Raw genomic sequence first — 24,963 nt, 5'->3', positions numbered from 1 at the left:
GGCAAGCTCGCAAACCCCTCAGCCCGCCCGGCCGGGCACGAGGATGACGCGAAAGTCGTTCACATTGGTGCGTGTCGCTCCGGTGACGAGGAGATCGCCGAGCTTCTCGAAGGCGGTATAGGCGTCGTTATTGGCGAAGAGCGCCTTGAGGTCGACGCCGAGCTTTGCGGCGCGCTCGAACGAATCCGCCGTCATAATGGCGCCGGCGTTGTCCTCGCTGCCGTCTATGCCGTCGGTGTCGCAGGCGATCGCCGAGACGCCGCCGAAGCCCTCGAGCGCCAGCGTCAGCGCCAGCAGGAATTCGGCGTCGCGGCCGCCCTTGCCGTTGCCGCGCACGGTGACGGTGGTCTCGCCGCCGGAGATGATGGCGACGGGCGGGGCGATCGGCTGCGCATGGCGGGCGATCTGCCGCGCTATGCCGGCGTGGACCAGCGCAACGTCGCGCGACTCGCCCTCGAGATCGCCGAGGATCAAGGGCGCGAATCCGGCCTTGCGGGCGACCTCGGCGGCGGCGTCCAGCGAAACCTGGGGCGTCGCGATGAGAATATTTTCGACGCGATCGAAAATCTCGTCGCCGGGCTTGGGCGTCTCGCAATCGGGTTTCGCCAGATGCGCGAGCACGGCGGCCGGCGCGTCGATCTTATATTTGGCGATGACGGCGAGCGCGTCCTCGCGCGTCGTCCGGTCCGGCACGGTGGGGCCGGAGGCGATGACCGAGAGATCATCGTTCGGCACGTCGGAGATCATGAGCGCGACGACCTTGGCCGGCGCCGCGGCGCGGGCGAGGCGGCCGCCCTTGATGGCGGAGAGGTGCTTGCGCACGCAATTCATCTCGGAAATGTTCGCGCCGCACTTGAGCAGCGCCTTGTTGACGGCCTGCTTTTCTTCGAGCGTGACGCCCTCGGCCGGCAGCGCCATCAGCGCCGAGCCGCCGCCGGAAATGAGCGCGAGCACGAGATCGTCCTCGGTGAGGCCCTGGACCTTCTGCAGGATGCGGCCCGCGGCGGCGCGGCCGGCGGCGTCCGGCACCGGATGGGAGGCCTCGATCACCTCGATCTTCGAGGTGGGGGCGCCATGCTCATAGCGGGTGACGACGAGACCCTCGAGCGGATGCGGCCAATGCTTTTCCACCGCCGCGGCCATGGCGGCCGCCGCCTTGCCCGCGCCGACGACGATGGTCCGGCCTTTGGGCGGCGCGATCTTCTCGAGGAAGGGCGGCAGGCAGACGGAAGGATGCGCCGCGCCGACGGCGGCGTCGAACATGGCGCGGAGAAGCGTGCGGTGGTCTTCGGACATTGACTAATCCCTGAATCTCGCCGTTCTCCCTTCTCCCACGAGTGGGAGAAGGTGGCCCCGCGAAGCGGGGTCGGATGAGGGCTCGCGCCGATCCGCGAATCGTTCTAGCCGCGTTGCGAAGAGTTTCCAACGGAATCCGGATCGCTTCGCCGACCCTCATCCGACCTCGCTGACGCGAGGGCCACCTTCTCCCTGCGGGAGAAGGAAGGGGCGCGTCGAACATCCCGCGAAAAATCTACGATCTCGACGTTCTCCCTTCTCCCGCTTGCGGGAGAAGGTGGCCCCGCGAAGCGGGGTCGGATGAGGGCTCGCGCCGCTCCGAGATCGCTTTGACGGCTTCGCGGATGCGCTCCAACGGAATGTTTCCGCCGCCGATCACGAGGTCGTTGTCGAGGCGGAGCACGAAATAGCCGCGATCTCGCAGCCAGCGATCGCGGATCGCGTCATGACGGCGTCGGGCTTCATCTTCATGCGGCCGGCCGTCGAGCTCGACGATCAGCCTCTGCTCGACACAGAGAAAGTCCGCGACATAATTCCCGATCGGGACCTGCCGCCGGAATTTCAATCCATCGAGCGCCGAGCCGCGGAGCGAACGCCAGAGGATTTCCTCGGCATTCGTCATCTCACGTCGAAGCCTTCTCGCGAAAGCAGTCTTCGACTTCGAGACTCGCGTCGGCATGCGACCCTCATCCGACCCGGCTTCGCCGGGCCACCTTCTCCCACGAGTGGGAGAAAAATGCCAACCCGGCGATGCTTCTAACGATCGCAGCACTCGCTCGCCCTCGCGGTTCTCCCTCCTCCCGCAGAGCGGGAGGAGGTGGCCCCGTGAAATGGGGGTCGGATGAGGGTCGGGCCGATTGCCCCGCCTTTACGCGGCGCCGATCTGGTTCGCCTTGTCGATCAGCGCCTGCGCCATGCGGATGCTGGCGATGTCGATCAGGCGGCCGTCGAGCGACACGGCGCCGCGGCCTTCCTTGGCCGCCTGCTCCATCGCCTCGAGAATGCGGCGGGCCTTCTTCACTTCCGCCTCGGAAGGCGTGAAGACCTGGTTCGCGAGATCGATCTGCGAGGGATGGATCGCCCATTTGCCCTCGAAGCCCAGCACAGCCGCGCGCTTGGCGGCGGCGATATAGCCGTCCGGATCGCCGAAGTCGCCGAAGGGACCGTCGATGGGACGCAGGCCATAGGCGCGCGCGGCGACGAGGAAGCGCGTCTGCGCCGCATGCCACTGATCGGCCCAGAAATATTGGCGATTGCCCTCGGCGTCCTTGTCCGAGAGAACGCCGTAATCCGGGTTCACGCCGCCGATGACGGTGGTGCGGGCGCGGGTCGAAGCGGCGTAATCGGCGACGCCGAAGGAGAGCGCCTCATTGCGCTTCGACGCCTGAGCGATCGCCTCGACATTGGCCATGCCGAGCGCGGTCTCGATCAGAAGCTCGAAGCCGATGCGCTTGGTGCGCTTTTTATATTGCTCGATCTGCGTGACCAGCATGTCGATGGCGTAGACGTCCTGCGGAACGCCGACCTTCGGAATGAGGATCACGTCGAGACGCGGGCAGTTCTCGACGACATCGACGACGTCCCGATAGGCGTAATGCGTATCGAGGCCGTTGATGCGCAGCGTCATCGTCTTATTGCCCCAATCGATGTCGTTGAGGCCCTGGATGATGTTCTTGCGCGCCTGCTCCTTGTCGTCCGGAGCGACGGCGTCCTCGAGGTCGAGGAAGACCTGGTCGGACTTGGAGGCCGCGGCCTTCTCGAACATGCCGGGGGCGGAGCCCGGAACGGCGAGCTCGGAGCGATGGAGACGCGGCGTCGCCTGCTCGATCAAAGTGAAGCTCATGACTACTTCCTTTCCCTCTGTAAGAGTTTATCCGGTGGCGCCGAGGCCGGCGGCGATGCAGCTGATCGACAGCAGCAGAGCCGACTTGTATTCCTCCTTCAGCGCCTCTTCTTCCGTGGTGCGGAACTGGCGCAGCAATTCCACCTGCTCGCGGTTGACTTCGTTGATCGTGGCGAGGCGATGCGCGAGCCGCGCCTGATAATCGGTGAAGCGCGCGCCGATCTCGCCGGAGCCGGTGATGCGCAGCACGCTCTCGCAGGTGAGGTGATATTCGGCCTCGATCGCCGAGAAGATCTTCTTGCGCACGGCCTCGTCGGCGACGAGCGAAGCGTATTGCCGCGCAATGCCGAGATCGACGAGCGCGAGCGTCTTCTCCACCTCGTCGAGGATGAGGCGGAAGAGCCGCGAATCCTCGAACATGCGATGCAGGAGCTGCAGCCCGCGCTCCCCGCGCACCTCGATGAAGCTCGAAAGGCCGGAGCCGACGCCGTACCAGCCGGTGATCGCATGGCGATTCTGCGCCCAGGCGAAGACCCAGGGGATGGCGCGCAGATCGGCGAGGCTGCGCGCGCCGAAACGCCGCGCCGGCCGCGAGCCGATATTGAGCAGCGAGATTTCCTCGAGCGGGCTCGCCGCCTGGAAATAGGCGACGAGATCGGGATCGGCGATGAATTTGCCGTAAGCCGCGAGCGACGCGCCGGACAAAGCCTCGAGCGCGTCGTCGAATTCCGCGCGCGGCACCAGCGCGTCCTCGCGCTCGGATTTCAACGCATGGGCGAAGACGCTGCTCGCCAGCAGCTCCAGCTGATAGGCCGCCGTGCCGCGATTGGCGTATTTGAAGGAGACGACCTCGCCCTGCTCGGTGACGCGGAAGCGGCCGCGAATCGAGCCCGCCGGCTGCGCGGCGATGGCGTGGCCGGTCGGCGCGCCGCCGCGGCTGACCGAGCCGCCGCGGCCGTGGAAGAAGGCGATGGCGACGCCGAGTTCCTCGCCGAGGCGCGTGAGCTTCGATTGCGCTTTCGCGAGCTCCCAGTTCGACGAGAGAAAACCGCCGTCCTTGTTGGAGTCGGAATAGCCGATCATCACCTCTTGCACATTGCCCTGCCAGCGTGTGCTGCGGCGCACGACGGGCACGCGCAATAGCTCGCGCATGATGACGGGCGCGGCGCGCAGATCGGGGATCGTCTCGAACAGCGGCACGATGGGCAGGGTGCAGAGCTCGAGGCCGGCTTCGTCGAGATAGAGGCCGCCCTCCTTCGCCAGCACATAGGCGCCGAGAACATCGGCGACCGAATGGGTCATGGAGAGGATGAAGCTGCCGAAAGCCTCGCGATCGAGCCGCGAGCGCATATCCGCGACGAGCGCGAACATGTCGAGCGTGTCCTGCGACTCGGGCGAGAGGCCGGCGAGCGGAACGCCGCTGCGCGGCTGCGCCAGCTCGGCGATGAGCCAGGCCCGCCACTCGGGCGAATCGACGTCGGGCGCGTCCTTGCCGGTCTTGACGCGATGAATGTCGCGCAGGGCGTTATTGGTGCGCGTCGTATTCTCGCGCAGATCGAGACGCACGGTGCTGAAGCGGAAAATCTCGACGGCGCGGCGCGCCGGCCGCACCAGATCGGCGGCGAGCGAGGCGCTGCGGCTCTCGGTGAGACCCTGCTCGAGAATGCGCAGATCGTGAATGAGCTCGTCGGCGTTGGCGTAGCGCGGCCGGCCTTTCGGCTCGCCCTTGGTCGCGAGAATCGTCTCGTCGAGCTTGCGCAGCACGCAGGAGAGATATTGACGGAAGGCCTCGCCCTGATTGCGCGTCCTGATCCTGTCGGCGTCCGCGACCGCGGCGAGCTGCGCCTCCAGCGCGGCGCGGAACTCGGCCGGAATCGTCACCGAACTCTCGCTGATCGACAGCACGCGGGCGAGGTCGAGCACGCGCTGGCGATAATAGTCGAGGCTCGCGAGCGCGTTGACGATCATCGTCTCGCGCGTCACCGCATTGGTGACGAAAGGATTGCCGTCGCGGTCGCCGCCGATCCAGGAGCCGAATTGGAAGAAGGGCGTCACGTCGAAGCGCTCATTGGGATAGTGAGCGGCGAGCGCGCTCTCGAAGGCGGCGAGCATCTCCGGCGCGAGATCGAAGAGATTCTCGGCGAAGAAATGCAGGCCCCAGGCGACCTCGTGCTCGACGGTCGGCTTCTCGAGATGCAATTCGCCGGTGAGCCACAGGAGCTCGATCTGGTCGCCGACGGCGCCGATGCGGGCGGCGCGCTCGCGATCGGTCCAGCGCGAGGATTCGAGGTCCTTGAGCAGCAGATAGATCCTGCGGTTCTTCTCGAGGACGGTGACGCGCTTGGCCTCGGTCGGATGGGCGGTGATGACGGGACGTATGCGCAGCGATTTGAGCTGCGCGCGAATCTCATCGGCGGTGACGCCGGTCTTGGCGGCGTCGGCGAGCACATGGGCGAAGGAGCCGAGCAATTCGTCGCGGCCCTTGGCGCGCTCGATCGTGCGGCGCCGGCGCATGGCCGAGGCCTGCTCGGCGATCGACAGAAGCTGGAACCATATGCCCTGCGCCTGCAGCGCCCGCGCCATCGACGCCGGCGGCAGGCCGGCGGAGGAGCCGAAGCCGCGCAGCACCGGCGCGATCTCTGGCTGGTGACGCTTCACCACGCCGACGAGCTGGTCGAACAGAAAGGCCGCCGCCTCCTTGACCGATCGCGTCGCCAACGCCGAAGGAGCGGCGGACGAGGGCGATTCGGGCAATGCGGCCTTTGGTTCGGCGGTCATGCGGGCTCCTGACTCTACGGGAAGGGCAGTCGGCGTCGGGCTGTCGGCAAATCGACTGCCGACTGCCTATTTGCCGACTGCCGTCTTGTCACGCGCGCTTCAGCACGGAGGCGACGGCGGCGCCGAACTCCGCTGGGCTCGGCGCGACGGTGAGGCCGTAGGACTTCATGATCTCGGTCTTCTCCGCGGCGCTGTCGCCGGTCGCCGAGATGATCGCGCCGGCATGGCCCATGCGGCGGCCCTTGGGCGCGGTGAGGCCGGCGACGAAGCCGACCACGGGCTTGGAGAAATTCTCCTTGATCCAGGCCGCGGCCTCGGCCTCCTGCGGACCGCCGATCTCGCCGATGATAAGCACCGCTTCCGTCTCGGGGTCCTGATCGAACAGCACGAGATGATCGAGGAAGGACGAGCCGTTGATCGGATCCCCGCCTATGCCGACCGAGGTCGAGATGCCGAGCCCGAGCTCCTTCAGCTGCGAGGCCGCCTCATAGCCGAGCGTGCCCGAGCGCGAGATGAGGCCGACATTGCCCTGCTTGTAGATGTGGCCGGGCATGATGCCGAGCATGGCCTTGCCGGGGCTGATGATGCCGGCGCAGTTCGGCCCGACCATCATCGGCCGGCGCTCGCGCGGGTAGCGCAGGAAATAGCGCTTCACGCGCATCATGTCCTGCGCCGGAATGCCGTCGGTGATGGAGCAGATGAGGTGAATGCCGGCGTCTGCCGCCTCCATGATGGCGTCGGCCGCGAAGGGCGGAGCGACGAAAGTGATGCTCGTCGTCGCGCCGGTCTGCTTCACCGCCTCGCGCACCGTATCGAAGATCGGCACGCCATGGATGGTCTTGCCGCCCTTGCCCGGAGTGACGCCGGCGACGACATTGCTGCCGTAGTCGATCATCTCCTTGGCGTGAAAGCTGCCCTTGTCGCCGGTGATGCCCTGGACGAGGATGGGCGTTTTTTCGTCGATCAGAATGCTCATTGTTTCCTCCCGGCCTCGCCGCTCACTTCACGGAGCGCCAAGCGGCGACGGCCTTCTGGGCGGCGTCGGCCAGCGAATCGGCGGTGATGACATTGATGCCGCTCTCGTCGAGCAGCTTGCGGCCGGCCTCGACATTGGTGCCGGCGAGACGCACGACGAGCGGCGCGGTGATGTTGGTCGCCTTCACCGCGTCGATGACGCCCTGCGCCACCCAGTCGCAGCGATTGATGCCGGCGAAGATATTGACCAGCACCACTTTCACATTGCTGTCGGAGAGCACGAGACGGAAAGCCGTCGCGACACGCTCGGCGGAAGCGCCGCCGCCGACGTCGAGGAAGTTCGCGGGATTGCCTCCGGCGTGCTTGATCATGTCCATCGTCGCCATGGCGAGGCCGGCGCCATTGACGATGCAGCCGATCTCGCCGTCGAGGCCGATGTAATTCAGCGAATGCTCGGCCGCCTGCGCCTCGCGCGGGTCGGACTGCGAGGGATCGTTCATGTCGACGATATTGCGGCGACGGAACAGCGCATTGTCGTCGAAGGACATCTTGGCGTCGAGCGCGAGCACCTTGTCGTCCTTGGTGACGACGAGCGGATTGATCTCCAGCATGGTCGCGTCATTGTCGCGGAAAGCGCGATAGGCGCCGAGGATCGACTGCACCGCGCGCGACACCTGCTTCAGGTTCAAGCCCAGCTGAAAGGCGAGCTCGCGCGCCTGGAAGGGCAGCAGGCCGACGGCGGGCTCGACGATGACCTGGAGAATGGCGTCCGGATCGGTCTTGGCGATCTCCTCGATCTCCATTCCGCCATGTTTCGAGGCGATGACGCGCACGCGCTCGAGCTTACGATCGAGCACGAAGCCGAGATAGAGCTCGCGCTCGTAAGGATCGGCGAGCTCGACATAGACGCGCTGCACGGGCTTGCCTTCCGGCCCGGTCTGCTTGGTGACGAGACGCTTGCCGAGCAATTCGCGCGCGGCCTGCTGAACCTCGTGATAGGTGCGGCACAGCTTGATGCCGCCTGCCTTGCCGCGCGCGCCGGCGTGGATCTGCGCCTTCACCACCCAATGGGAGCCGCCGAGCTCGGTGGCGGCGTAAACGGCCTGATCGGGGCTGAAAGCGACGGTGCCGGGGGGCACGGCGACGCCGCAGCTCGCCAATAATTCCTTGGCTTGATACTCATGGACGTCCATGTTCCCTCTCCCCTTGCAGTTTTTGTCGCCGTTTTGCGCGGCGAAATCTCACGAGCCGATCTTGTCTCTCACGACCTTGTAGACGGCCTCCGTCTTCTCGGCCGCCGCGGCCAGCAGAGACTCGACTTCGGCGATTCTCGACTCGGCGAATTCGCGATCCTTGATCGCCTTTGCATTGATGTAGACGTTGAGCGCGGCGCTCCGCAATCCGGCATTGGCCGCGAGAACGGCGACGCCCGCGTCGCTGATGACGTTGAGATTGCCCTTGTCGGCCGCGGCCTGCGAGAGGCGGATCACCTCGAAGCAGGCATTCACCGCGCGAAGCGGCGCGAGCGTTGCGTCCTTGAGCGCGGCCTGAATGGCCGCCGTGCGCGCGGCCTTCTCTTCGTCCGTGGCGCGCGGCAGGCCGTAAGCGCCCATCACCGAATTGAAAGCGACGACATCTTCCTCGATCGCCGCGGTGAGCTCGGCGCGGACGCGCTCCGCCTCGGCGCGCGCGGCTTTCAGATCTTCCTCGACGGCTTCGTAATTCTTCTTGCCGATGGTCAGATTGGCGACCATCGACACCAGCGCCGCGCCGATCGCGCCCATCACCGCCGCCGCGCCGCCGCCGCCGGGCGTCGGGCGCTCGCTCGCGAGATCGTCGAGAAATTTGCCGATCGTTTCGTCCTTGGTCATTCTCGTCGATCCTTACAAATCAGGCGTTCGCCTTGGCCTGGGCGTAGATTTCCTCGGCGTCGAACACCTTGTCGGAGGCCTCGAACAGCTGGCCGATGCAGGCGCGATGCAGCTTCAACTTCAGCCCGCCGACGCCGAGCGCGCCGATGACGATCTTGCCGTGGCGCTCCTTGGCCTTGTCGGTCGCCTCGACGCCGCCGACGCCGAGCGGCGGCTGCGCGTTCACATCGGCGATGAGCTCGATCGTCGGATCGTTCTGCCAATCCTTCTCCTCGAGCAGCTGCACGCCGATCGCGCCGGCCGCAAAGACGATGTGCGTTCCCTTGACCGCCGCGGCGCGAGCGGCGTTGTCGGGCGCCTCGATCGCCGTGGGCGTGAAGCCGAAACGATCCTGCAGCGCCTTGGCCGCGGCGTCGGCGCGCGCCTTGACGCGCGAGGTGATAGCGACTTCGGCGCCCTCCGAATGCAGGAAGGCGGCGGCGCGCAGGCCCACCGGCCCGGTGCCGGCGAGCACGACGGCCTTTTTGCCGGCGAGCGGCCTGGCCTTGGCGAGCAGAGCGACGCCGGCGGCCGCCGTCGTGTTGGAGCCGTTGGAATCGAGCATCACCGAGACGCGGAAATTGGCGAAGAAGCGCTTGCGCACCGCTTTGAACAGCGTCTCGCCCGCGACCATATCGCCGCCGCCGACGAAGAGCGCGGTGAACTGCTTCTCCTTCGGCCCGCGCGTATAGATCGCGCCGTCGACGAGCGCGCCGACAGTCTCCGGCGTCACATTGGCGTAGCCGATGACGTGATCCGCGCCGCCGTCATAGGCGACGACCGTGTCGAACACGCTCGGGACCGGATCGGTGTCGAGAAGGAAGAGCAGCTTTTGAGTCATAGCAGGTCCTGCGAAAGGCTGGCCGTCATTGCCGGGCTCGTCATGGCCGGGTTCGTCCCGGCCATCCACGCCACGAGATCGCGCGCGGCGCCCGAGGCGTTCTGATGCGTTTCAACTTTCATCTCGTTCACTCCGGCGCCTCTCGGCGTGGATGGCCGGGACGAGCCCGGCCATGACGCGCGGGTCGGGCGCGAGACGTTCCGCAACTGCGTTTACGCCGTCACGAGATTGCGCGGCGCGCCGGCGACGAAAGCGTCGATATTGTCGATGAGCTGGTCGGCGAGCACCTGCATCGCCTCTTTCGAGGCCCAGGCGACATGCGGCGTGACGATGAGATTGGGAATCGTCGGGTCGAGCAGAATATTGCCCTGCTTGGGTGGTTCGACCGTCAGCACGTCGAAGCCGGCGCCGGCGATGACGCCATTGCGCAGCGCATCGGCGAGCGCCTGCTCGTCGACGATGCCGCCGCGCGCGGTGTTGACGAGGATCGCCGTCTTCTTCATCGAGGCGAGCTCTTTGGCGCCGATGAGATTCTTCGTCTGCGGCGTCAGCGGCAGATTGAGCGTGACGACATCCGCCTCGCGCAGGATCGTCGGAATATCGACGATGTTCGGCCCCGGAACGACATCATTGATGAGTATCTTCATGCCCAGCGCCTCGGCGCGCGTCGCGATCGACTTGCCGAGCGCGCCATAGCCGATGATGCCGAGCGTCGAGCCGGCGATGTCGTAGATCGGATAGTCGAAATAGCAGAACTGGTTCGCCTCCTGCCAACGGCCGCGGCGCACGGAATCGACGTAATTCACGAGATTGCGGCGCAGCGCGAAGATGAGCGCGATCACATGCTCGGGCAGCGTGTTGAAGGCGTAATTGCGGATGTTGGAGACGGTGATTCCCTTGGCCGTCGTATAGGCCTTGTCGATCACATCCGTGCCGGTGGCGGCCACAGCGATCAGCTTCAGATCGGGAAGCTGCTTCAGCGTGTCCTCGCGCAGCGGCACTTTGTTGGTGATGGCGATGGTCGCGCCCTTCAGACGTTCGACCACATCGGCCGGGGAGCTCTGGGCGTATTCGGTATAGTCGTGCGGAAAATTCGGCTTGCGGAGATTGGCGTCGAGCGTCTCGCGATCGAGAAAGACGATTTTGTGCGACATGTTTGCTTCTTCCCCCGAAGTCGCTCGGCCGATTCGGCTCGATATTTGGCGACGGCAAACCGTCGCGGATCATTCTGTCGGAACGGCCTCGCCCTCCTCGAGGGCGAGGCCGCGAAGCATCAGACCTGCAGCAGCGGATTGGCGCGATAGACGGCCTGCGCCGCCGCGACGCCGCTGCCCGCCGTGACCGGAATGCCGACGTCGAGCATGGCCATTTCCGCGCCGGCGATGGCGCCGAGCAGCATCAGCTCGTTGAGGTCGCCGAGATGGCCGATGCGGAACACCTTGCCGGCGACCTTGTTGAGGCCGGCGCCGAGCGCGAGATTATAGCGGCGATAGGCGATGTCGATCACCTTGGCGGCGTCGAAGCCTTCCGGCACCACGATCGCCGTCACCGTGTCGGAGTTCCACTTCGCCTCCTTGGCGCAGGGCTTCAGGCCCCAGGCCGCGACCGCGGCGCGCACGCCCTCGGCGAGATGATGATGGCGCGCATAGACCTGGTCGAGGCCTTCCTCGAACAGCACGTTCAGCGACTCGCGCAGGCCGTAGAGCAGCGGCAGCGCCGGCGTGTAGGGGAAATAGCCGGTGGCGTTCGCCTTCACATGATCCTGGAAGTCGAAATAGGCGCGATGGAGCTTGGCCGTCTCGCCGGCCTTCAGCGCCTTCTGGCTGACGCTCATGATGGCGAGGCCGGCCGGCAGCATGAAGCCCTTCTGCGAGCCGGAGACCGCGACGTCGACGCCCCACTCGTCCTGCTTGAAGTCCAGCGAGCCGACCGAGCTCACGCCGTCGACGAACAGCAGCGCCGGATGCTTGGCGTTGTCGATCGCCTTGCGCACCGCGCCGATGTCGGAGGTCACGCCCGTCGCCGTCTCGTTATGCGTGGCGAAAACGGCCTTGATCTCGTGATTCTTGTCGGCCTTCAGCGTCTCTTCGATGCGGTCCGGATTATTGCCCGCGCCCCACTCCTCGTCCTGCTCGATCACATCGAGGCCGATGCGCTTGGCGAGGTCGATCCAAAGATGCGTGAACTGGCCGAAGCGCTGGGCGATGACCTTGTCGCCGGGCGACAGCGTGTTGGTGATCGCCGCTTCCCAGCCCCCGGTGCCGGACGCCGGGAAGATGAAGGTCTGGCCGGTCTCGGTCTTGAACACCTTCTTGAGCTGGGTGAACAGCGGCAGCGTCAGCTCCGGGAACTTCGGCGAGCGATGGTCCTCCGACACGACGTGCATCGCGCGCAGAATACGGTCCGGAATATTGGTCGGGCCCGGAACGAACAGAAAATTGCGGCCCGGAATTCTGGAATTCGACATGTCTTGGGCTCCCTTCGAGCTCATTGGTTCGAGTTGTCGGCCGGACGCGGCGTCGCGCGCCCGTTGCTTCTTCCCGCGGCGGCCGCGGCTCGAGCGGTTTGCAATCCGATCGGATCGCAATCCACTCTCGCTTTTCGCTTGGAGCGCATTCCGATCGCCCGAACGAAACCCGTTCGAGCGGAAAGCGCTCTAGAACAGGCCGGCGATCCGCCCATCCGCGCCGACCTCGATGCTGTTGGCGGCGGGAACCTTCGGCAGGCCCGGCATGGTCATGATGTCGCCGCAGATGACGACGACGAATTCGGCGCCCGCCGAAAGCCTGAGCTCGCGCACCGGGATCACATGACCAGAGGGCGCCCCCTTGGCGTTGGCGTCGGTCGAGAAGCTGTATTGCGTCTTGGCGATGCACACCGGCAGATGGCCGAAGCCTTCCTTCTCGAGCTCGGCGAAACGCGTCTTCACCGACGGATCGAGCGCGATGTCGGCGGCGCCGTAGAGCTCGCGCGCAATGGTCCGCACCTTTTCGACGAGCGGCAGATCATCGGCGTAGAGCGGCTTGAACTGCGAGGGCTTGGCCTCGATGGTCGAGACGACCTTATGGGCGAGCTCCGCCGCGCCCGGACCGCCCGAGCCCCAATGATCGGCGAGCACGCAATCGACGCCCTCGGCCTCTGTGAGCTTCTGCAGCAGCTCCATCTCCGCCGCCGTATCGGTGCTGAAGCGATTGACCGAGACGATCACCGGCACGCCGAACTTCTGCACATTGGCGATGTGGCGCTTCAAATTGGCGAAGCCTTTTTCCAGCGCCGCGACATTCTCGACCTTGAGATCGTCCTTGGCGACGCCGCCATGCATCTTCAGCGCGCGAATGGTCGCGACGATCACCGTCACATCGGGTTTCAGGCCGGCCTTGCGGCATTTGATGTCGAAGAATTTCTCCGCGCCGAGATCGGCGCCGAAGCCGGCCTCCGTCACCACATAATCGGCGAGCTTCAGGGCCGCCTTGGTGGCGATGACCGAATTGCAGCCATGGGCGATATTGGCGAAGGGGCCGCCATGGATGAAGGCCGGGTTGTTCTCGAGCGTCTGCACGAGATTGGGCGCGATGGCGTCCTTCAGCAGCGCGGCCATCGACCCTTGCGCCTTCAGCTCCGAGGCGCGAATGTTCTTCTTGTCGCGCGTCTGGGCGACGATGATGTCGCCGAGACGGCGCTGCAGATCGTCGAGGCTGGTGGCGAGGCAGAAGATCGCCATCACCTCGGAGGCGACGGTGATGTCGAAGCCGTCCTCGCGCGGGAAGCCATTGGCGACGCCGCCGAGCGAGGAGACGATCGAGCGCAGCGCGCGATCGTTCATATCCACCGCGCGGCGCCAGGAGATGCGGCGCGGATCGACGCCGAGCGAATTGCCCCAATAGACGTGATTGTCGATCAGCGCGGCGAGCAGATTATTGGCCGCGCCGATGGCGTGGAAGTCGCCGGTGAAATGGAGGTTGATGTCCTCCATCGGCACGACTTGTGCATAGCCGCCGCCGGCGGCGCCGCCCTTCACGCCGAAGCAGGGGCCGAGGCTCGGCTCGCGAAGGCACATGATGGCCTTCTTGCCGATGTGGTTGAGCGCGTCGCCGAGGCCGACCGTCGTCGTCGTCTTGCCTTCGCCGGCGGGCGTCGGCGTGATGGCGGTGACGAGGACGAGCTTGCCGTCGGGCCGGTCCTTCAGCGAGGAGAGATAGTCGAGGGAGATTTTCGCCTTGTAATGTCCGTAAGGCAACACATGTTCGGCGGGGATGCCGAGCTTCTCGCGGGCGACGTCGACGATCGGACGCATGGACGCCGCTTGGGAGATCTCGATATCGGATTTGGGAGAAAGATGCTGGTTGCCTTTCCCGCTGGCCGGGATGGACGTATCGGACATTACAATTTCTCTCCCTCGCAGAAAGCGTTTCGCCCGCCCTCGAAGATTTATCCGGGCCGAATGGCGTCGCTCCACGCAGGCGAAATCCCGCGCGCGCAGCCAATGGCCGTCGGGCCAAGACCGCGGAACGGTCTTCGCCGTCATTGTCTCGCGAAACTAGAACCTTCCGATCGTTTCAGCAAGAACCACGGCTGGCGGACTCCGGTCCCGCGCGACGTCGTCTCCACGCCCGCAAAACGCCGATCTGAAATCCGCAGCCCCGTGGCTATGGAGAGATCGAATTTCCTCGTCAAGCGAAATTATCGACCGCAATCGCCCGCAGTTTCCGCGGAAATCAGGGCAATGTGACGCTCTCCTCTTCGTTTGGAGACGTCTCGTCTCGCATCCGCATATTCGAACAGCCGGGGGCTTCATCCCACCCTCGGCCTATCCGTTACGATAGCGCCATGTCGCTGGCGAGATATCGGGGGGGCGAGCGAATTCCTCCTATTTCCAAATATAAATCATCTGTCTGAGCGCATGTCGCATTCGCGCGTCCCATTGCCGACGACCCGAAAGTCGTGGCCGTGACAGCAGGGCGACGCGGAAATCGCCCACCCGTACCCCTTCGAGCGGGGGAGGGGCGGGTCGCTCGAGGAATGGGACGCCGCCCGCCCGCTCGTCACTTCGGAAAAAAAGTCAGCGCCACGCCATTGATGCAATAGCGAAGGCCGGTCGGCGGCGGGCCGTCGGGAAACACATGGCCGAGATGGGAGCCGCAGCGGCTGCAATGCACCTCGGTGCGGATCATGCCGTAGGAGTGGTCGACGGAAGTGGCGATGGCGCCGTCGAGGGGATCGAAGAAGCTGGGCCAGCCGGTGCCGCTCGAGAATTTCTGGCGCGTCGCGAAGAGCGGCTGATCGCATCCCGCGCAGGCGAAGACGCCCGGACGCTTCTCATTTTCGAGCGCGCAGCTGCCCGGCGGCTCGGTGCCATGCTCGCGCATGACGGCGTATTGCTCCGGAGTGAGGCGCGCGCGCCATTCTTCTTCGGTGCGGGTGACGGGGAATTGATCGAAATTCGGACGGGGGTCGGCCATGGTTGTTCTCCTCGGCGACTGGCGTCGTGGGAATCACAATGTAACATGAAGCCAACGCAGCGGGAGGCTCACTGGAGCCGACGCAAGCGACAGCTCCGCGATAGGTTTTCATACGGGGAAATCGACTTATCTCAAGCGGATCACCGATCAGAAGCAAGGATGCTTCGCATAAAAGAGGTGCTCATATTTTTCTGGAGCGGTCTTGATACAGTTAGGGATGTCAAGGTTCTGAATAGCTCGCCGGTCACTGAAATCAATGTCGATCAGCTCAGGTGCATACTCAGCCAAAAACGCATGATATTGCTCAGAGCGCTGCTCTCTTTCGAGCTTGTGATTGTGGCGACCAAACCTATCGTGAAAGTCTCCAGAGCGTGATGAGCCGCTTCCCTCGGCAACAGTGGCGTGCTTGATGTCTAGGGCTGTCTGGCCGCCGGTGCTGGAGAAATGCCAGCCGGCCTCGCGAATTAGCGTCTCATATGGGCGGAGTTCGGGACAGTTTTCATTCGAAACGCACGCGGAGCGCGCCCAATAGGGATCTCCAAGCCGGACAGCCTGCGGAGTCACCGCTTTCAAATCGCCGTACAAGCAGGCTACAGTTCCCCGCCAAAGAACATTGTTGGCGTGGCGCTGAGACGCGTTATTTAAGAAAAACTTCTTCATGATCTGCTCGAAAATTACAACACGCTTGCTCGGCATTAGACTTCGAAGTTTCGTTACTGCGCTCGCACTTGGAATTTCGTCGATATCTGAAATCAGAATTATGTCATTTGGATCGAGGTCCATCGTCGATAACGGACGCATGATGCAGTTGCGTTGAAAGTGTTCGAGTATCGAGTACAGCTCGCCGCGCTGTCCAAAAACGTTCGGAAAATCATCTACAGCATAGCTGTGTACCCGACCACTCAGCGCCGGGAACATATCCGTAATGCCGTTAAATAGTAGCGGTTTTTGAGCGCCACGGTGAGTTTTATTTGTTTCCACTACCACAAACGCGTCGACGACTTCGTGTAGTTCTTCAATCCTAATTTCGAACAAGTCGGTCTCGTTGAAGGCGATGGCACAGTCTATTATTTTGACCATATTGCACCTTGACGTATTGCTGCCTTCTTATTTGAAGCTAATGTCGCTTATGGGGGACGGTTTACAGGCTTGTCAAGCAGATGGCCGAACACCGAGATTGGTTTAGGAGCACGTCGTTAGACCGCTTCTTCCTGGCTACCCCGGAAGGCGAGCAGAAGCCTTGAGATTCGGCTTTTTGCCTGATTAGAGCGTGATCCACCTTACCAAGGACCGTCGCATGTCCGACGCAAAGCGGTTCGACGCAGTGGTGATCGGCTCCGGCCTCGGCGGCCTCACCGCCGGCGCCTTGCTGGCGAAACAAGGCTATGGCGTGCTGCTGCTCGAGCGCAATTTCAGCCTCGGCGGGGCGGCCTCCGTCTATAAGGTCGGCGGACTGACCGTCGAAGCCTCGCTCCACCAGACGTCCGACCCGCGCAATCCGCGCGACCCGAAGCGCCGTATTCTCGACGAGCTCGGCATTCTGGACGAAATCGAATGGATTTCGACCGGCCCGCTCTACACGGCGCGCGGCGGCCCGCTCGGCGAGCCTTTCACGCTGCCCGCGGGTTTCGACGCCGCCGCGAGCGCGCTCGCCGAGCGCTTCCCCGCCCATGGAAAAACCATCGAGCGCTTTCTCGGATCGCTCGACGCGATCCAGGACGCGCTGTGGAACCTCTCCGGCGAAAGCGCCCCGATCGGCAAATCGGCGGAGCGGCTCGCCTCCTGCGCGCCGGCGGCGGCCGATTGGACCTCCTCCCTCGCCGATGTCCTCGCGCGCGAATTTCGCGACGATGAGGCGATCAAATGCGCGCTCGGCGCCAATCTCTTCTATTACGGCGACGATCCGCGCCGCATGTGGTTCGTCTATTACGCGCTCGCCCAGGGCTCGAACATCGGCTGCGGCGGCGCCTATATCAAAGGCGGCTCGCGGCAGTTGAGCCTCAAGCTCGCCAAGGCGATCACCAAGGCCGGCGGCTCGGTGCGGCTCGGCCGCGCGGCGAGCGCGATCGAGACCGACGCCGATGGCCGCCCGACCGCCCTGCGCCATGTCAACCGCAAGAGCGGGGAGGACGAGGAGCGCGTCGCGACGCGAATCATTCTCGCCGGCTGCGGTCCCGATGTCGTCGCCGATCTTCTGCCCGCCCCGGCGCGCTCGGCCTTCGAGGCGGCGTTCGCCGCGCGCGCGCTCTCCACCTCCCTCTTCTGCGCGCACTACGGATTGAGCGCGCCGCCGACCGCGGTCGGCTTCGAAGATTATTCGTCCATTCTGCTGCCGGACGGGATGACGAGCTTCGACCAGTATGACGCGGCCGGCCTGCTCGGCCGCGCCCCCGAGGGCGATCTGCCGCCGCTCGGCGTCGCCAATTTCGGCGCGATCGATTCAGGGCTATGGGAGACGCCGCCGGTGCTGCTCAGCGTGCTCGGCCTCGACCGCGTCGGCAATTGGGAGGGCGTCGAGCGCGACGCCGCGCGCGCGCGCCGCGAGCTCTGGCTCGATGCGCTGCTGGCGCGGCTCGAGCGCGATTATCCGGGCGTCTCCGCTTTGGTGCAGGAGCGCACGCTGCTCACCGCCAATTCCATGCGCGGCTATCTGAACACGCCGGCCGGCGCCGTCTATGGTTTCGCCGCCACGCCGCCTACGACGCCCATAGAGGCGGGTTTTCCGCGCACGCCGAAAACGCCGCTGCCCGGCCTCTATCTCTCCTCCGCTTTCGGCGGCGAGCACGGCTTCAACGGCGCCATGCTCTCGGGCGCCGAGGCGGCGAAGCTCGCGGCCCTCGATCTCGCGGGAGCGAAATAGGCCCCCTCCCTCGCTGCGCGGGAGATGGGGCGGAAACGTCTCGCAAACCTTTGATGAAGCGCCGAATCTGCTCCCTCTCCCGCGCAGCGGGGGAGGGTTGGGGAGGGGGCTCGAGCGTCTTCACTTTCATTGACGCAGGCCACTAGAGTCTTTCCGTGTTTCATTGAAACACGGAAAGACTCTAGGCTTTTGTTTTCACGCGTTTCCGACGCCGAACCGGCGTCCACTTCGGCTGGAAACGCTCTAGAGCGCTTCTCGCTCGAACGGGAATCGTTCGAGCGAGCAGAATTCGCTCCAAAAGGAAAATCATACGATTTCCGGTCGATCTGTTCGCGCGTCAATCGCGAGGAGCGCAGCGACGAAGCGATCCAGGAGCCGCCCCACGGCGCTGGATCACTTCGCCTTCGGCTCGCGATGACGCCCGTGTTTATGACGTAATCAGCCGGAAATCGTATCAGACGGCTCTCCGATCCAAAAGGGTCGGAGAGTGGTCTAGCGCATTAGGACAAAGCGCGTCAGTCGGCGAGCTGGCGCAGCACGTAAGGCAGAATGCCGCCGTTCTTGAAATATTCGAGCTCGTCGAGCGTATCGATGCGCGCGAGCAGCGGGACGCTCACGAGCCTGCCGTCCGGATAGGCGATCTCGGCGTGAAGCGTCTGGCGCGGCGTCAGCGTGTCGCCGGCGAGGCCGCGGATCGTCACCGTCTCCGCGCCGGTGAGGCCGAGCGAAGCCCAGCTCGTCCCCGCCTCGAAGGTGAGCGGCAAAATCCCCATGCCGACGAGATTGGAGCGATGGATGCGCTCGAAGCTCTGCGCGATGACGGCGCGCACGCCGAGCAGCATGGTCCCCTTCGCCGCCCAGTCGCGCGAGGAGCCATTGCCATATTCGGCCCCGGCGAGGACGACCAGCGGCGCGCCCTCCTCGGCATATTTCACCGCGGCGTCGAAGATGGAGAGCGTCTCGCCGTCGGGAAAATGCCTGGTATTGCCGCCCTCCGGCGCATTGCCGGCCTCGTCGCGCAATATGTGGTTCTTGATGCGGATATTGGCGAAAGTCCCGCGCATCATCACCTCGTGATTGCCGCGCCGGGTGCCATATTGGTTGAAGTCGGCGGGCGCCACCTGGCGCTCCATCAGCCAGCGCCCGGCGGGGGAGGCCGCCTTGATCGAGCCCGCCGGCGAGATGTGATCGGTGGTGATCTTGTCGCCGAAGAGCGCGAGAATACGCGCGTCGATTATATCGGCGACGGGCTTCGGCTCCTTCGTCAGCCCCTCGAAATAGGGCGGATTGCGCACATAGGTGGAGCCGCCCGTCCATTTATAGGTCTCGCCCGAGGGGGCGTCGACCTTGCGCCAATGCTTGTCGCCCTCGAAGACATCCGCATAGGTGTCGCGGAACAGCGAGCGCGTGACATTCTTGCGGATATATTTCTGGATATCGGCGTTGCTCGGCCAGATGTCGCGCAGGAACACCGGCTCGCCCTGCTTGTCGGTCCCGAGCGGCTCCGTGGTCAAATCCTTGGCCACCGAGCCGGCCAGCGCGAATGCGACGACGAGCGGCGGCGAAGCGAGATAATTGGCCTGCACATCCGGATTGACGCGGCCCTCGAAATTGCGATTGCCCGAGAGCACCGCCGCCGCGACAATGTCATTGTCGTTGATCGTCTTGGAGACGGGCGCCGGCAGCGGGCCGGAATTGCCGATGCAGGTCGTGCAGCCGAAGCCGACCAGATTGAAGCCGAGCTTGTCGAGATCCTTCTGCAGGCCGGCCTTGTCGAGATATTCGGCGACGACGCGGCTTCCCGGCGCGAGCGAGGTCTTCACCCAGGGCTTGGTCTTGAGGCCGCGCTCATAAGCGTTGGCGGCGAGCAGGCCGGCCCCGATCAGCACGCTCGGATTGGAGGTGTTGGTGCAGGAGGTGATCGCCGCGATGACGACGTCGCCATGGCCGAGATCGTAATTCGCGCCCTCGACCGAGAAGCGCTGCGTCACATCGCCCGGCTTCTTATATTCGGTCGCGAGCGCGCCCGCGAAAGCGGTTCCCACATCCTCGAGCGCGACGCGGCCCTCGGGGCGCTTCGGCCCGGCGAGCGAGGGGACGACGGTCGAAAGATCGAGCGAGATGGTGTCTGTGAATTCCGGATCGGGCGCATCCGCCGTGCGGAAAATGCCTTGCGCCTTGGCGTAGGCCTCGACGAGATCGATGCGCGAATTGGAGCGGCCGGACATTTTCAAATAGTCCAGCGTCTCGGCGTCGACGGGGAAGAAGCCGCAGGTCGCGCCATATTCGGGCGCCATATTGGCGATTGTGGCGCGATCGGCGAGCGACAAGTGCTCGAGCCCCTTGCCGAAGAACTCCACGAATTTGCCGACGACGCCCTTTTTGCGCAGCATTTGCGTGACGGTGAGCACGATATCGGTGGCGGTGACGCCCTGTTTCGGCTCGGCCGTCAGCTCGAAGCCGATGACCTCGGGAATGAGCATGGAGAGCGGCTGGCCGAGCATGGCGGCTTCCGCTTCTATGCCGCCGACGCCCCAGCCGAGCACGGCGAGGCCGTTCACCATCGTGGTGTGCGAATCGGTGCCGACGAGCGTGTCGGGATAAGCGTATTCGATCGTCTCCTTCTTGCCATTGGCCTTGGTCTTCTCCTTCTTCGTCCAGACGGTCTGGGCGAGATATTCGAGATTGACCTGATGGCAGATGCCGGTCCCCGGCGGCACGACGCGGAAATTGTCGAAGGAGGACTGGCCCCATTTCAAAAAGCGATAGCGCTCGCCATTGCGCTCATATTCGAGCTCGACATTGGCCTCGAGCGCTTTCTTCGTGCCGAATTCGTCGACGATGACCGAATGGTCGATGACGAGATCGACGGGCACGAGCGGATTGATCTTCTGCGGATCGCCGCCCAATGCGACCATGGCGTCGCGCATGGCTGCGAGATCGACGACGGCCGGCACGCCGGTGAAATCCTGCATCAAGACGCGCGCCGGGCGGAAGGCGATCTCACGCTCGGCCTTGCCCTTCTCGGTCAGCCATTTCGAGAAGCCCGCGATATGGTCCTTCGTGACGGAGCGGCCGTCCTCGTTGCGCAGGAGATTTTCGAGCAGCACGCGCAGCGAATAGGGCAGGCGCGAGACGCCCTCGAGCCCATTGGCCTCGGCCGCCTTCAGCGAGAAATAACGATAAGTATCGTCTCCGACCTTCAGCGTCTCGAGGGCTTTGAAACTGTCGAGTGACGGCATTTCGCGCTTCCTTCGCTTGGGGACGGGCGGGGACGAGAGGAGGCGTCATTGCGAGCGAAGCGAAGCAATCCAGAGCCGTGGAGCCGCGGCTCTGGATTGCTTCGTCGCTTCGCTCCTCGCAATGACGGCGCATCGCGCCTTCCGCGCATCTTGTAGAGAGTTTCGGGCTAGCCCGCAAAACGAAACGAGGGACGCGTCGCCGCGCCCCTCCAATAAGATGAACGGGCGCGGCCTCACCCCGCCTTCATCGCCTCGGGCTTGGTCTTGGCGCGCTTGACGATCAGTCTGTTGAGCGCCGCGACATAGGCGCGCGCCGAGGCGACCAGCGTGTCCGGATCGGCGCCGCGGCCGGTGACGGATTTGCCGTTCTCCGAGAGGCGCACGGAGACTTCCGCTTGGGCGTCGGTGCCTTGCGTCACCGCATGGACCTGAAACAGCTCCAGCGCCGCCTCATGCGGGGCGAGCGCCTTTATGGCGTTGAAGATGGCGTCGACGGGACCGTTGCCGGTCGCCTGATGCGTCTTCTTCTCGCCGTCTATGTCCAGAGTCAGAGCCGCCGTCTGCGGTCCGCCCGTGCCGGCGATGACGGTGAGCGCCGCGACCTTGATATGGTCATTGGCGGTCACGATCTCGTCGTCGACCAGAGCGACGATGTCCTCGTCATAGACGAGCTTCTTTCGGTCGGCCAAATCCTTGAAGCGCCTGAAGGCGTCCTCCAGCGCATTCTCGCCGAGGTCGTAGCCCAGCTCCTTCAGCTTCTCCTTGAAAGCGTGGCGGCCGGAGTGCTTGCCCATGACCAGCGAGGTCTTGGACACGCCGACGCTCTCCGGCGTCATGATTTCATAGGTATGCGCATTTTTGAGCATGCCGTCCTGATGGATGCCGCTCTCATGCGCGAAGGCGTTACGGCCGACGATCGCCTTATTGTATTGCACCGGGAAAGAGGTCACCGCCGAGACGAGCTTCGAGGCGCGGGTCAGCAGCTTGGCGTCGATATTGGTGTGATAGGGCAGCGCGTCGGGGCGCGTGCGCATCGCCATCACCACCTCTTCCAGCGCGGCATTGCCGGCGCGCTCGCCTATGCCGTTGATGGTGCATTCGATCTGCCGCGCGCCGCCGCGCACGCCGGCCAGCGAATTGGCGACCGCGAGGCCGAGATCGTCGTGGCAATGGACCGAGAAGATCGCCTTGTCGGAATTGGGCACGCGCTCGCGCACCATGCGGAACAGCGCCTCATATTCCTGCGGCGTCGAATAGCCTACCGTGTCCGGAATATTGATCGTCGTCGCGCCGGCATTGATCGCCGTCTCGACGCAGCGGCAGAGGAAATCATGCTCCGTGCGCGTGCCGTCCTCGGCCGACCATTCGACGTCGGCGACATGATTGCGCGCCCGCGAGACGGAAGACGCGATCATCTCCAGCACTTTGTCCGGCTCCATCTGGAGCTTGTATTTCATATGGACGGGCGAGGTGGAGATGAAGGTGTGGATGCGCGCGTTGCGGGCGTGGCGCAGCGCCTCGGCGCAACGGTCTATGTCCTTGGCGCTCGCGCGGGCGAGGCCGGCGATGGTGGCGTTCTTCACGCGCTTGGCGATCTCGAAAACCGAATCGAAATCGCCTTGGCTGGCGATGGGAAAGCCGGCCTCGATGATATCGACGCCGAGCTCGTCCAGAATATCGGCGACCTCGAGCTTCTCCTCGAAGGTCATGGAGGCGCCGGGCGACTGCTCGCCGTCGCGCAGAGTGGTGTCGAAAATGACGACGCGATCGGCGTCGCGGGCGGCGGATGCGTCTGTCTTATTGTCGGTCATGATATGTCGTCCTGAACTGCTCGGCCCGGCGCGCGGGCTCTCTCATGTCGTCTTTCGTCGCAGTCCCCTGAATGCCTGGGCCAGGCGGCCCTGGGGGCGTTCAGGGGCGACTAAGAAGCAGCAGGCTCGAAAGCAGACGCGCGGCGTCATGCGCCGAGGAGCGCGCCGCGTCATTCGTGATGGAGGCCAGTGCCGCCAAAGCTCAGTTCCTCGGTCTGTCGGCGCTTCGCTGAACTGCCCGAGAAAATACGCGCCTTCGTCTCTGGTTGCAAGCGCGAGAAGGCGCGAAGGCGCGTCGGCCCGGGGGCGGCCCGGAGGCCCGCTCATTTCTCCGCGCGCGCTGCCTCCACCAGCGCGCGTATGGCCCAACGCTTCACCTCCCGAGCTTCGGCGTCGTGGAGCTGCAGCACGTCCTTGAACACGATCATCGCCTCTATGCCGATGACGAGGGCGAGCGCCCGGGTCAAACGCTCGAGCGCCGCGGGCTCGAGCCGATCGGCCATTGGCGCGAGCGCCGCCTGTATCAGCGGAGTCCGCCGATTTTGGCGTGTCGGCGTTCCGTCCTCGGCGTTGACGGGGCCGCGCTCCAGAGTATTCGCCAGCATGATCCGCAATGGCGTCTCATTGGCGAGGATCATCTCGTGCAAAGCGGCGTCGACCCGCTCGAGCCGCGCCACGGCGTCCTCGGGGGCGTCCGCGCCGCAGAGCTCCGTCGCCTCGGGCTCAGCCAGATCGAGCGCCGCCTCGAGCAAAAGGGACTCGATGTTGGGAAAATAGCGATAAGCGGTGGCGCGCGAGACCAAGGCCTCCTCGGCGACCTCCTCGAAGCTCGGCTTGCGGCCCTGGCGCATGAGGCGGGCGGCCGCTTGCAGAAGATCCTTGCGGGCGCGACGCCGCTGGTTGGCGCGCTCGGCCTTTTCCGGCTTCGACGATGGCGGGCTCACGCGAGCTGGGCGAAAATCGCGGCGAGATCGACCCACACATTCTCGCGCGCGATCGCGCCGGCCTCGGTGAATTCGAGAACATGCAGCAGGCGGAATTCCAGCGGCCGGCCACGACCGTCCAAACCGAACGGCCGGCCGACGGCGCGTCCACGCCAGAACGATTCGTCGACGACGAAGCCGTCTCCATAGAGCCGACGCCGGCTCTCGACCTGGCCGTCGGACAAATCGGCGAACAAGCTCTCGTAGAAAGCGCGTGCGGCGGCGCGTCCATTGCTGGGTCCGGCCGGCCAACCGACGACGTCATGAACGACGTCCGGCGCGAGGGTCGCGAGCACGCCTTCGACGTCGTCGCGCATCTCATAGCCGAAGTGGGCGTCGATCATCTGGTCCATTTGCGCGCGGGTGAGCGTCATCGGCGCCTCCTTTGTCGTCATGCGAATTTTGATCTGTTATGAGATTTTTATCTCATAACTTTATTCACATCTCGAATCAAGGGGCCTCAGCTCGCAAGCTCGGAGAGCGAGCGCGAGAGCGCCAGGACTTGCGGCCAGTCGAGAAAAACCTCCGCCGCGCCCGGGGCGCACACGCTGACGCCTCCTTCCCTCACATTGGCCTCGAACTCGTGGTCGCTGGCGATCGGGCTCATGAAAATCTGCTTCTCGGCGCTGGAGCCATTGGCCACGGCCGCGAGCGCGCGGGAGAGGATGCCGGCCTCGTTCGGCGTCAGCCGGCGCGCCGGCTGCTCGCCCACACGAATCGTCACCAATGCGCCAAAATGCCGATGCTCGGCGGCGACGACTTCGACGATTTGCGACATTGGCAGGCTCCTTTTGTCCGAGCCGTTCCCAGAGCGATACGGCTGTATTTATCTATCAGACTGATTTTGCGCGAGCCGATCATTTTTTTGCGGCGCAGCGAACAAGGCACGATCCTTGAATCCCAAGGACCGCGGGTCGGGCTCCGGCCGAGCGGCCGACAATCAAATTCCATACCTTCCCCGCCGT

Annotated in this window: 20 protein-coding genes; 1 reads left to right on the top strand and 19 read right to left on the bottom strand. The window is 64.6% G+C overall.

What is annotated here, in order from left to right:
- Window positions 1-18 precede the first annotated feature (18 nt).
- From Mspo_RS06220 to Mspo_RS06160, 14 genes are all read right to left on the bottom strand, one after another.
- A complete protein-coding gene (locus Mspo_RS06220; protein WP_159727909.1) occupies window positions 19-1,296 on the bottom strand; it encodes a glycerate kinase in 1,278 nt (425 codons plus the stop codon).
- A 235-nt stretch (window positions 1,297-1,531) separates the two neighbouring features.
- The gene (locus Mspo_RS06215) at window positions 1,532-1,975 is read right to left on the bottom strand and encodes an endonuclease domain-containing protein (protein ID WP_159727907.1); all 444 of its coding nucleotides are present in this window, start codon (window positions 1,973-1,975) and stop codon (window positions 1,532-1,534) included.
- A gap of 189 nt (window positions 1,976-2,164) precedes the next feature.
- Window positions 2,165-3,139, bottom strand: a complete 975-nt coding sequence (locus Mspo_RS06210) for a CoA ester lyase (protein WP_159727905.1) — start codon at window positions 3,137-3,139, stop codon at window positions 2,165-2,167.
- 27 nt (window positions 3,140-3,166) lie between these two features.
- Entirely contained in the window at window positions 3,167-5,917 is a 2,751-nt protein-coding gene (locus Mspo_RS06205; RefSeq protein ID WP_159727903.1) for a phosphoenolpyruvate carboxylase, read from the bottom strand.
- Between the two features lie 88 nt (window positions 5,918-6,005).
- The gene (sucD, locus tag Mspo_RS06200) at window positions 6,006-6,893 is read right to left on the bottom strand and encodes a succinate--CoA ligase subunit alpha (protein ID WP_159727901.1); all 888 of its coding nucleotides are present in this window, start codon (window positions 6,891-6,893) and stop codon (window positions 6,006-6,008) included.
- Window positions 6,894-6,915: 22 nt separating this feature from the next.
- Window positions 6,916-8,085 carry a malate--CoA ligase subunit beta gene (locus Mspo_RS06195; RefSeq protein WP_159727899.1) on the bottom strand — a complete coding sequence of 390 codons (1,170 nt, stop codon included), beginning with the start codon at window positions 8,083-8,085 and terminating at the stop codon, window positions 6,916-6,918.
- 48 nt (window positions 8,086-8,133) lie between these two features.
- A complete protein-coding gene (gene fchA / locus Mspo_RS06190) occupies window positions 8,134-8,763 on the bottom strand; it encodes a methenyltetrahydrofolate cyclohydrolase (protein WP_159727897.1) in 630 nt (209 codons plus the stop codon).
- A 19-nt stretch (window positions 8,764-8,782) separates the two neighbouring features.
- On the bottom strand, window positions 8,783-9,643 hold the full coding sequence (locus Mspo_RS06185; protein ID WP_159727895.1) for an NADP-dependent methylenetetrahydromethanopterin/methylenetetrahydrofolate dehydrogenase: 861 nt from the start codon (window positions 9,641-9,643) through the stop codon (window positions 8,783-8,785).
- Window positions 9,640-9,774: a hypothetical protein gene (locus tag Mspo_RS20075; RefSeq protein ID WP_256366347.1), complete on the bottom strand. Its 135-nt coding sequence runs from the start codon at window positions 9,772-9,774 to the stop codon at window positions 9,640-9,642. The genes Mspo_RS06185 and Mspo_RS20075 overlap by 4 nt, the downstream gene beginning before the upstream one ends.
- An 81-nt stretch (window positions 9,775-9,855) precedes the next feature.
- Complete coding sequence (locus Mspo_RS06180) at window positions 9,856-10,797, bottom strand: D-2-hydroxyacid dehydrogenase (RefSeq protein ID WP_159727893.1); 942 nt, start codon at window positions 10,795-10,797, stop codon at window positions 9,856-9,858.
- 119 nt (window positions 10,798-10,916) lie between these two features.
- Window positions 10,917-12,110, bottom strand: coding sequence for an aminotransferase class V-fold PLP-dependent enzyme (locus tag Mspo_RS06175; RefSeq protein ID WP_159727891.1), 1,194 nt, complete (start codon window positions 12,108-12,110; stop codon window positions 10,917-10,919).
- A 189-nt stretch (window positions 12,111-12,299) separates the two neighbouring features.
- The gene (locus Mspo_RS06170) at window positions 12,300-14,024 is read right to left on the bottom strand and encodes a formate--tetrahydrofolate ligase (RefSeq protein WP_159727889.1); all 1,725 of its coding nucleotides are present in this window, start codon (window positions 14,022-14,024) and stop codon (window positions 12,300-12,302) included.
- Between the two features lie 661 nt (window positions 14,025-14,685).
- Window positions 14,686-15,102 (bottom strand): peptide-methionine (R)-S-oxide reductase MsrB, encoded by a 417-nt coding sequence (msrB, locus tag Mspo_RS06165; protein ID WP_159727887.1) that lies wholly within the window; start codon window positions 15,100-15,102, stop codon window positions 14,686-14,688.
- 147 nt (window positions 15,103-15,249) lie between these two features.
- Window positions 15,250-16,182 (bottom strand): hypothetical protein, encoded by a 933-nt coding sequence (locus Mspo_RS06160; protein ID WP_159727885.1) that lies wholly within the window; start codon window positions 16,180-16,182, stop codon window positions 15,250-15,252.
- Window positions 16,183-16,399: 217 nt separating this feature from the next.
- Here Mspo_RS06160 and Mspo_RS06155 point away from each other — a divergent pair, with 217 nt between their 5' ends.
- On the top strand, window positions 16,400-17,962 hold the full coding sequence (locus Mspo_RS06155; protein WP_159727883.1) for an NAD(P)/FAD-dependent oxidoreductase: 1,563 nt from the start codon (window positions 16,400-16,402) through the stop codon (window positions 17,960-17,962).
- A 515-nt stretch (window positions 17,963-18,477) separates the two neighbouring features.
- Here Mspo_RS06155 and acnA read toward each other — a convergent pair.
- The 5 genes from acnA to Mspo_RS06130 all read right to left on the bottom strand — a co-directional run bounded on the left by acnA (window position 18,478) and on the right by Mspo_RS06130 (window position 24,776).
- Window positions 18,478-21,204, bottom strand: coding sequence for an aconitate hydratase AcnA (gene acnA / locus Mspo_RS06150; RefSeq protein WP_159727881.1), 2,727 nt, complete (start codon window positions 21,202-21,204; stop codon window positions 18,478-18,480).
- A gap of 233 nt (window positions 21,205-21,437) precedes the next feature.
- Window positions 21,438-23,015 (bottom strand): 2-isopropylmalate synthase, encoded by a 1,578-nt coding sequence (locus tag Mspo_RS06145; RefSeq protein WP_159727879.1) that lies wholly within the window; start codon window positions 23,013-23,015, stop codon window positions 21,438-21,440.
- Between the two features lie 323 nt (window positions 23,016-23,338).
- On the bottom strand, window positions 23,339-23,959 hold the full coding sequence (locus Mspo_RS06140) for a TetR/AcrR family transcriptional regulator (RefSeq protein ID WP_244613188.1): 621 nt from the start codon (window positions 23,957-23,959) through the stop codon (window positions 23,339-23,341).
- Window positions 23,956-24,372 carry an ester cyclase gene (locus Mspo_RS06135; RefSeq protein ID WP_159727877.1) on the bottom strand — a complete coding sequence of 139 codons (417 nt, stop codon included), beginning with the start codon at window positions 24,370-24,372 and terminating at the stop codon, window positions 23,956-23,958. The genes Mspo_RS06140 and Mspo_RS06135 overlap by 4 nt, the downstream gene beginning before the upstream one ends.
- An 86-nt stretch (window positions 24,373-24,458) precedes the next feature.
- Window positions 24,459-24,776 carry a hypothetical protein gene (locus tag Mspo_RS06130; protein ID WP_159727875.1) on the bottom strand — a complete coding sequence of 106 codons (318 nt, stop codon included), beginning with the start codon at window positions 24,774-24,776 and terminating at the stop codon, window positions 24,459-24,461.
- Between the last annotated feature and the right edge of the window lie 187 nt (window positions 24,777-24,963).

The organism is Methylosinus sp. Ce-a6 (assembly GCF_009811655.1).
Lineage (GTDB): Bacteria > Pseudomonadota > Alphaproteobacteria > Rhizobiales > Beijerinckiaceae > Methylosinus.
Note: the sequence above shows the minus strand (reverse complement) of the source record. Positions and strands in the feature narration are given on the sequence as shown.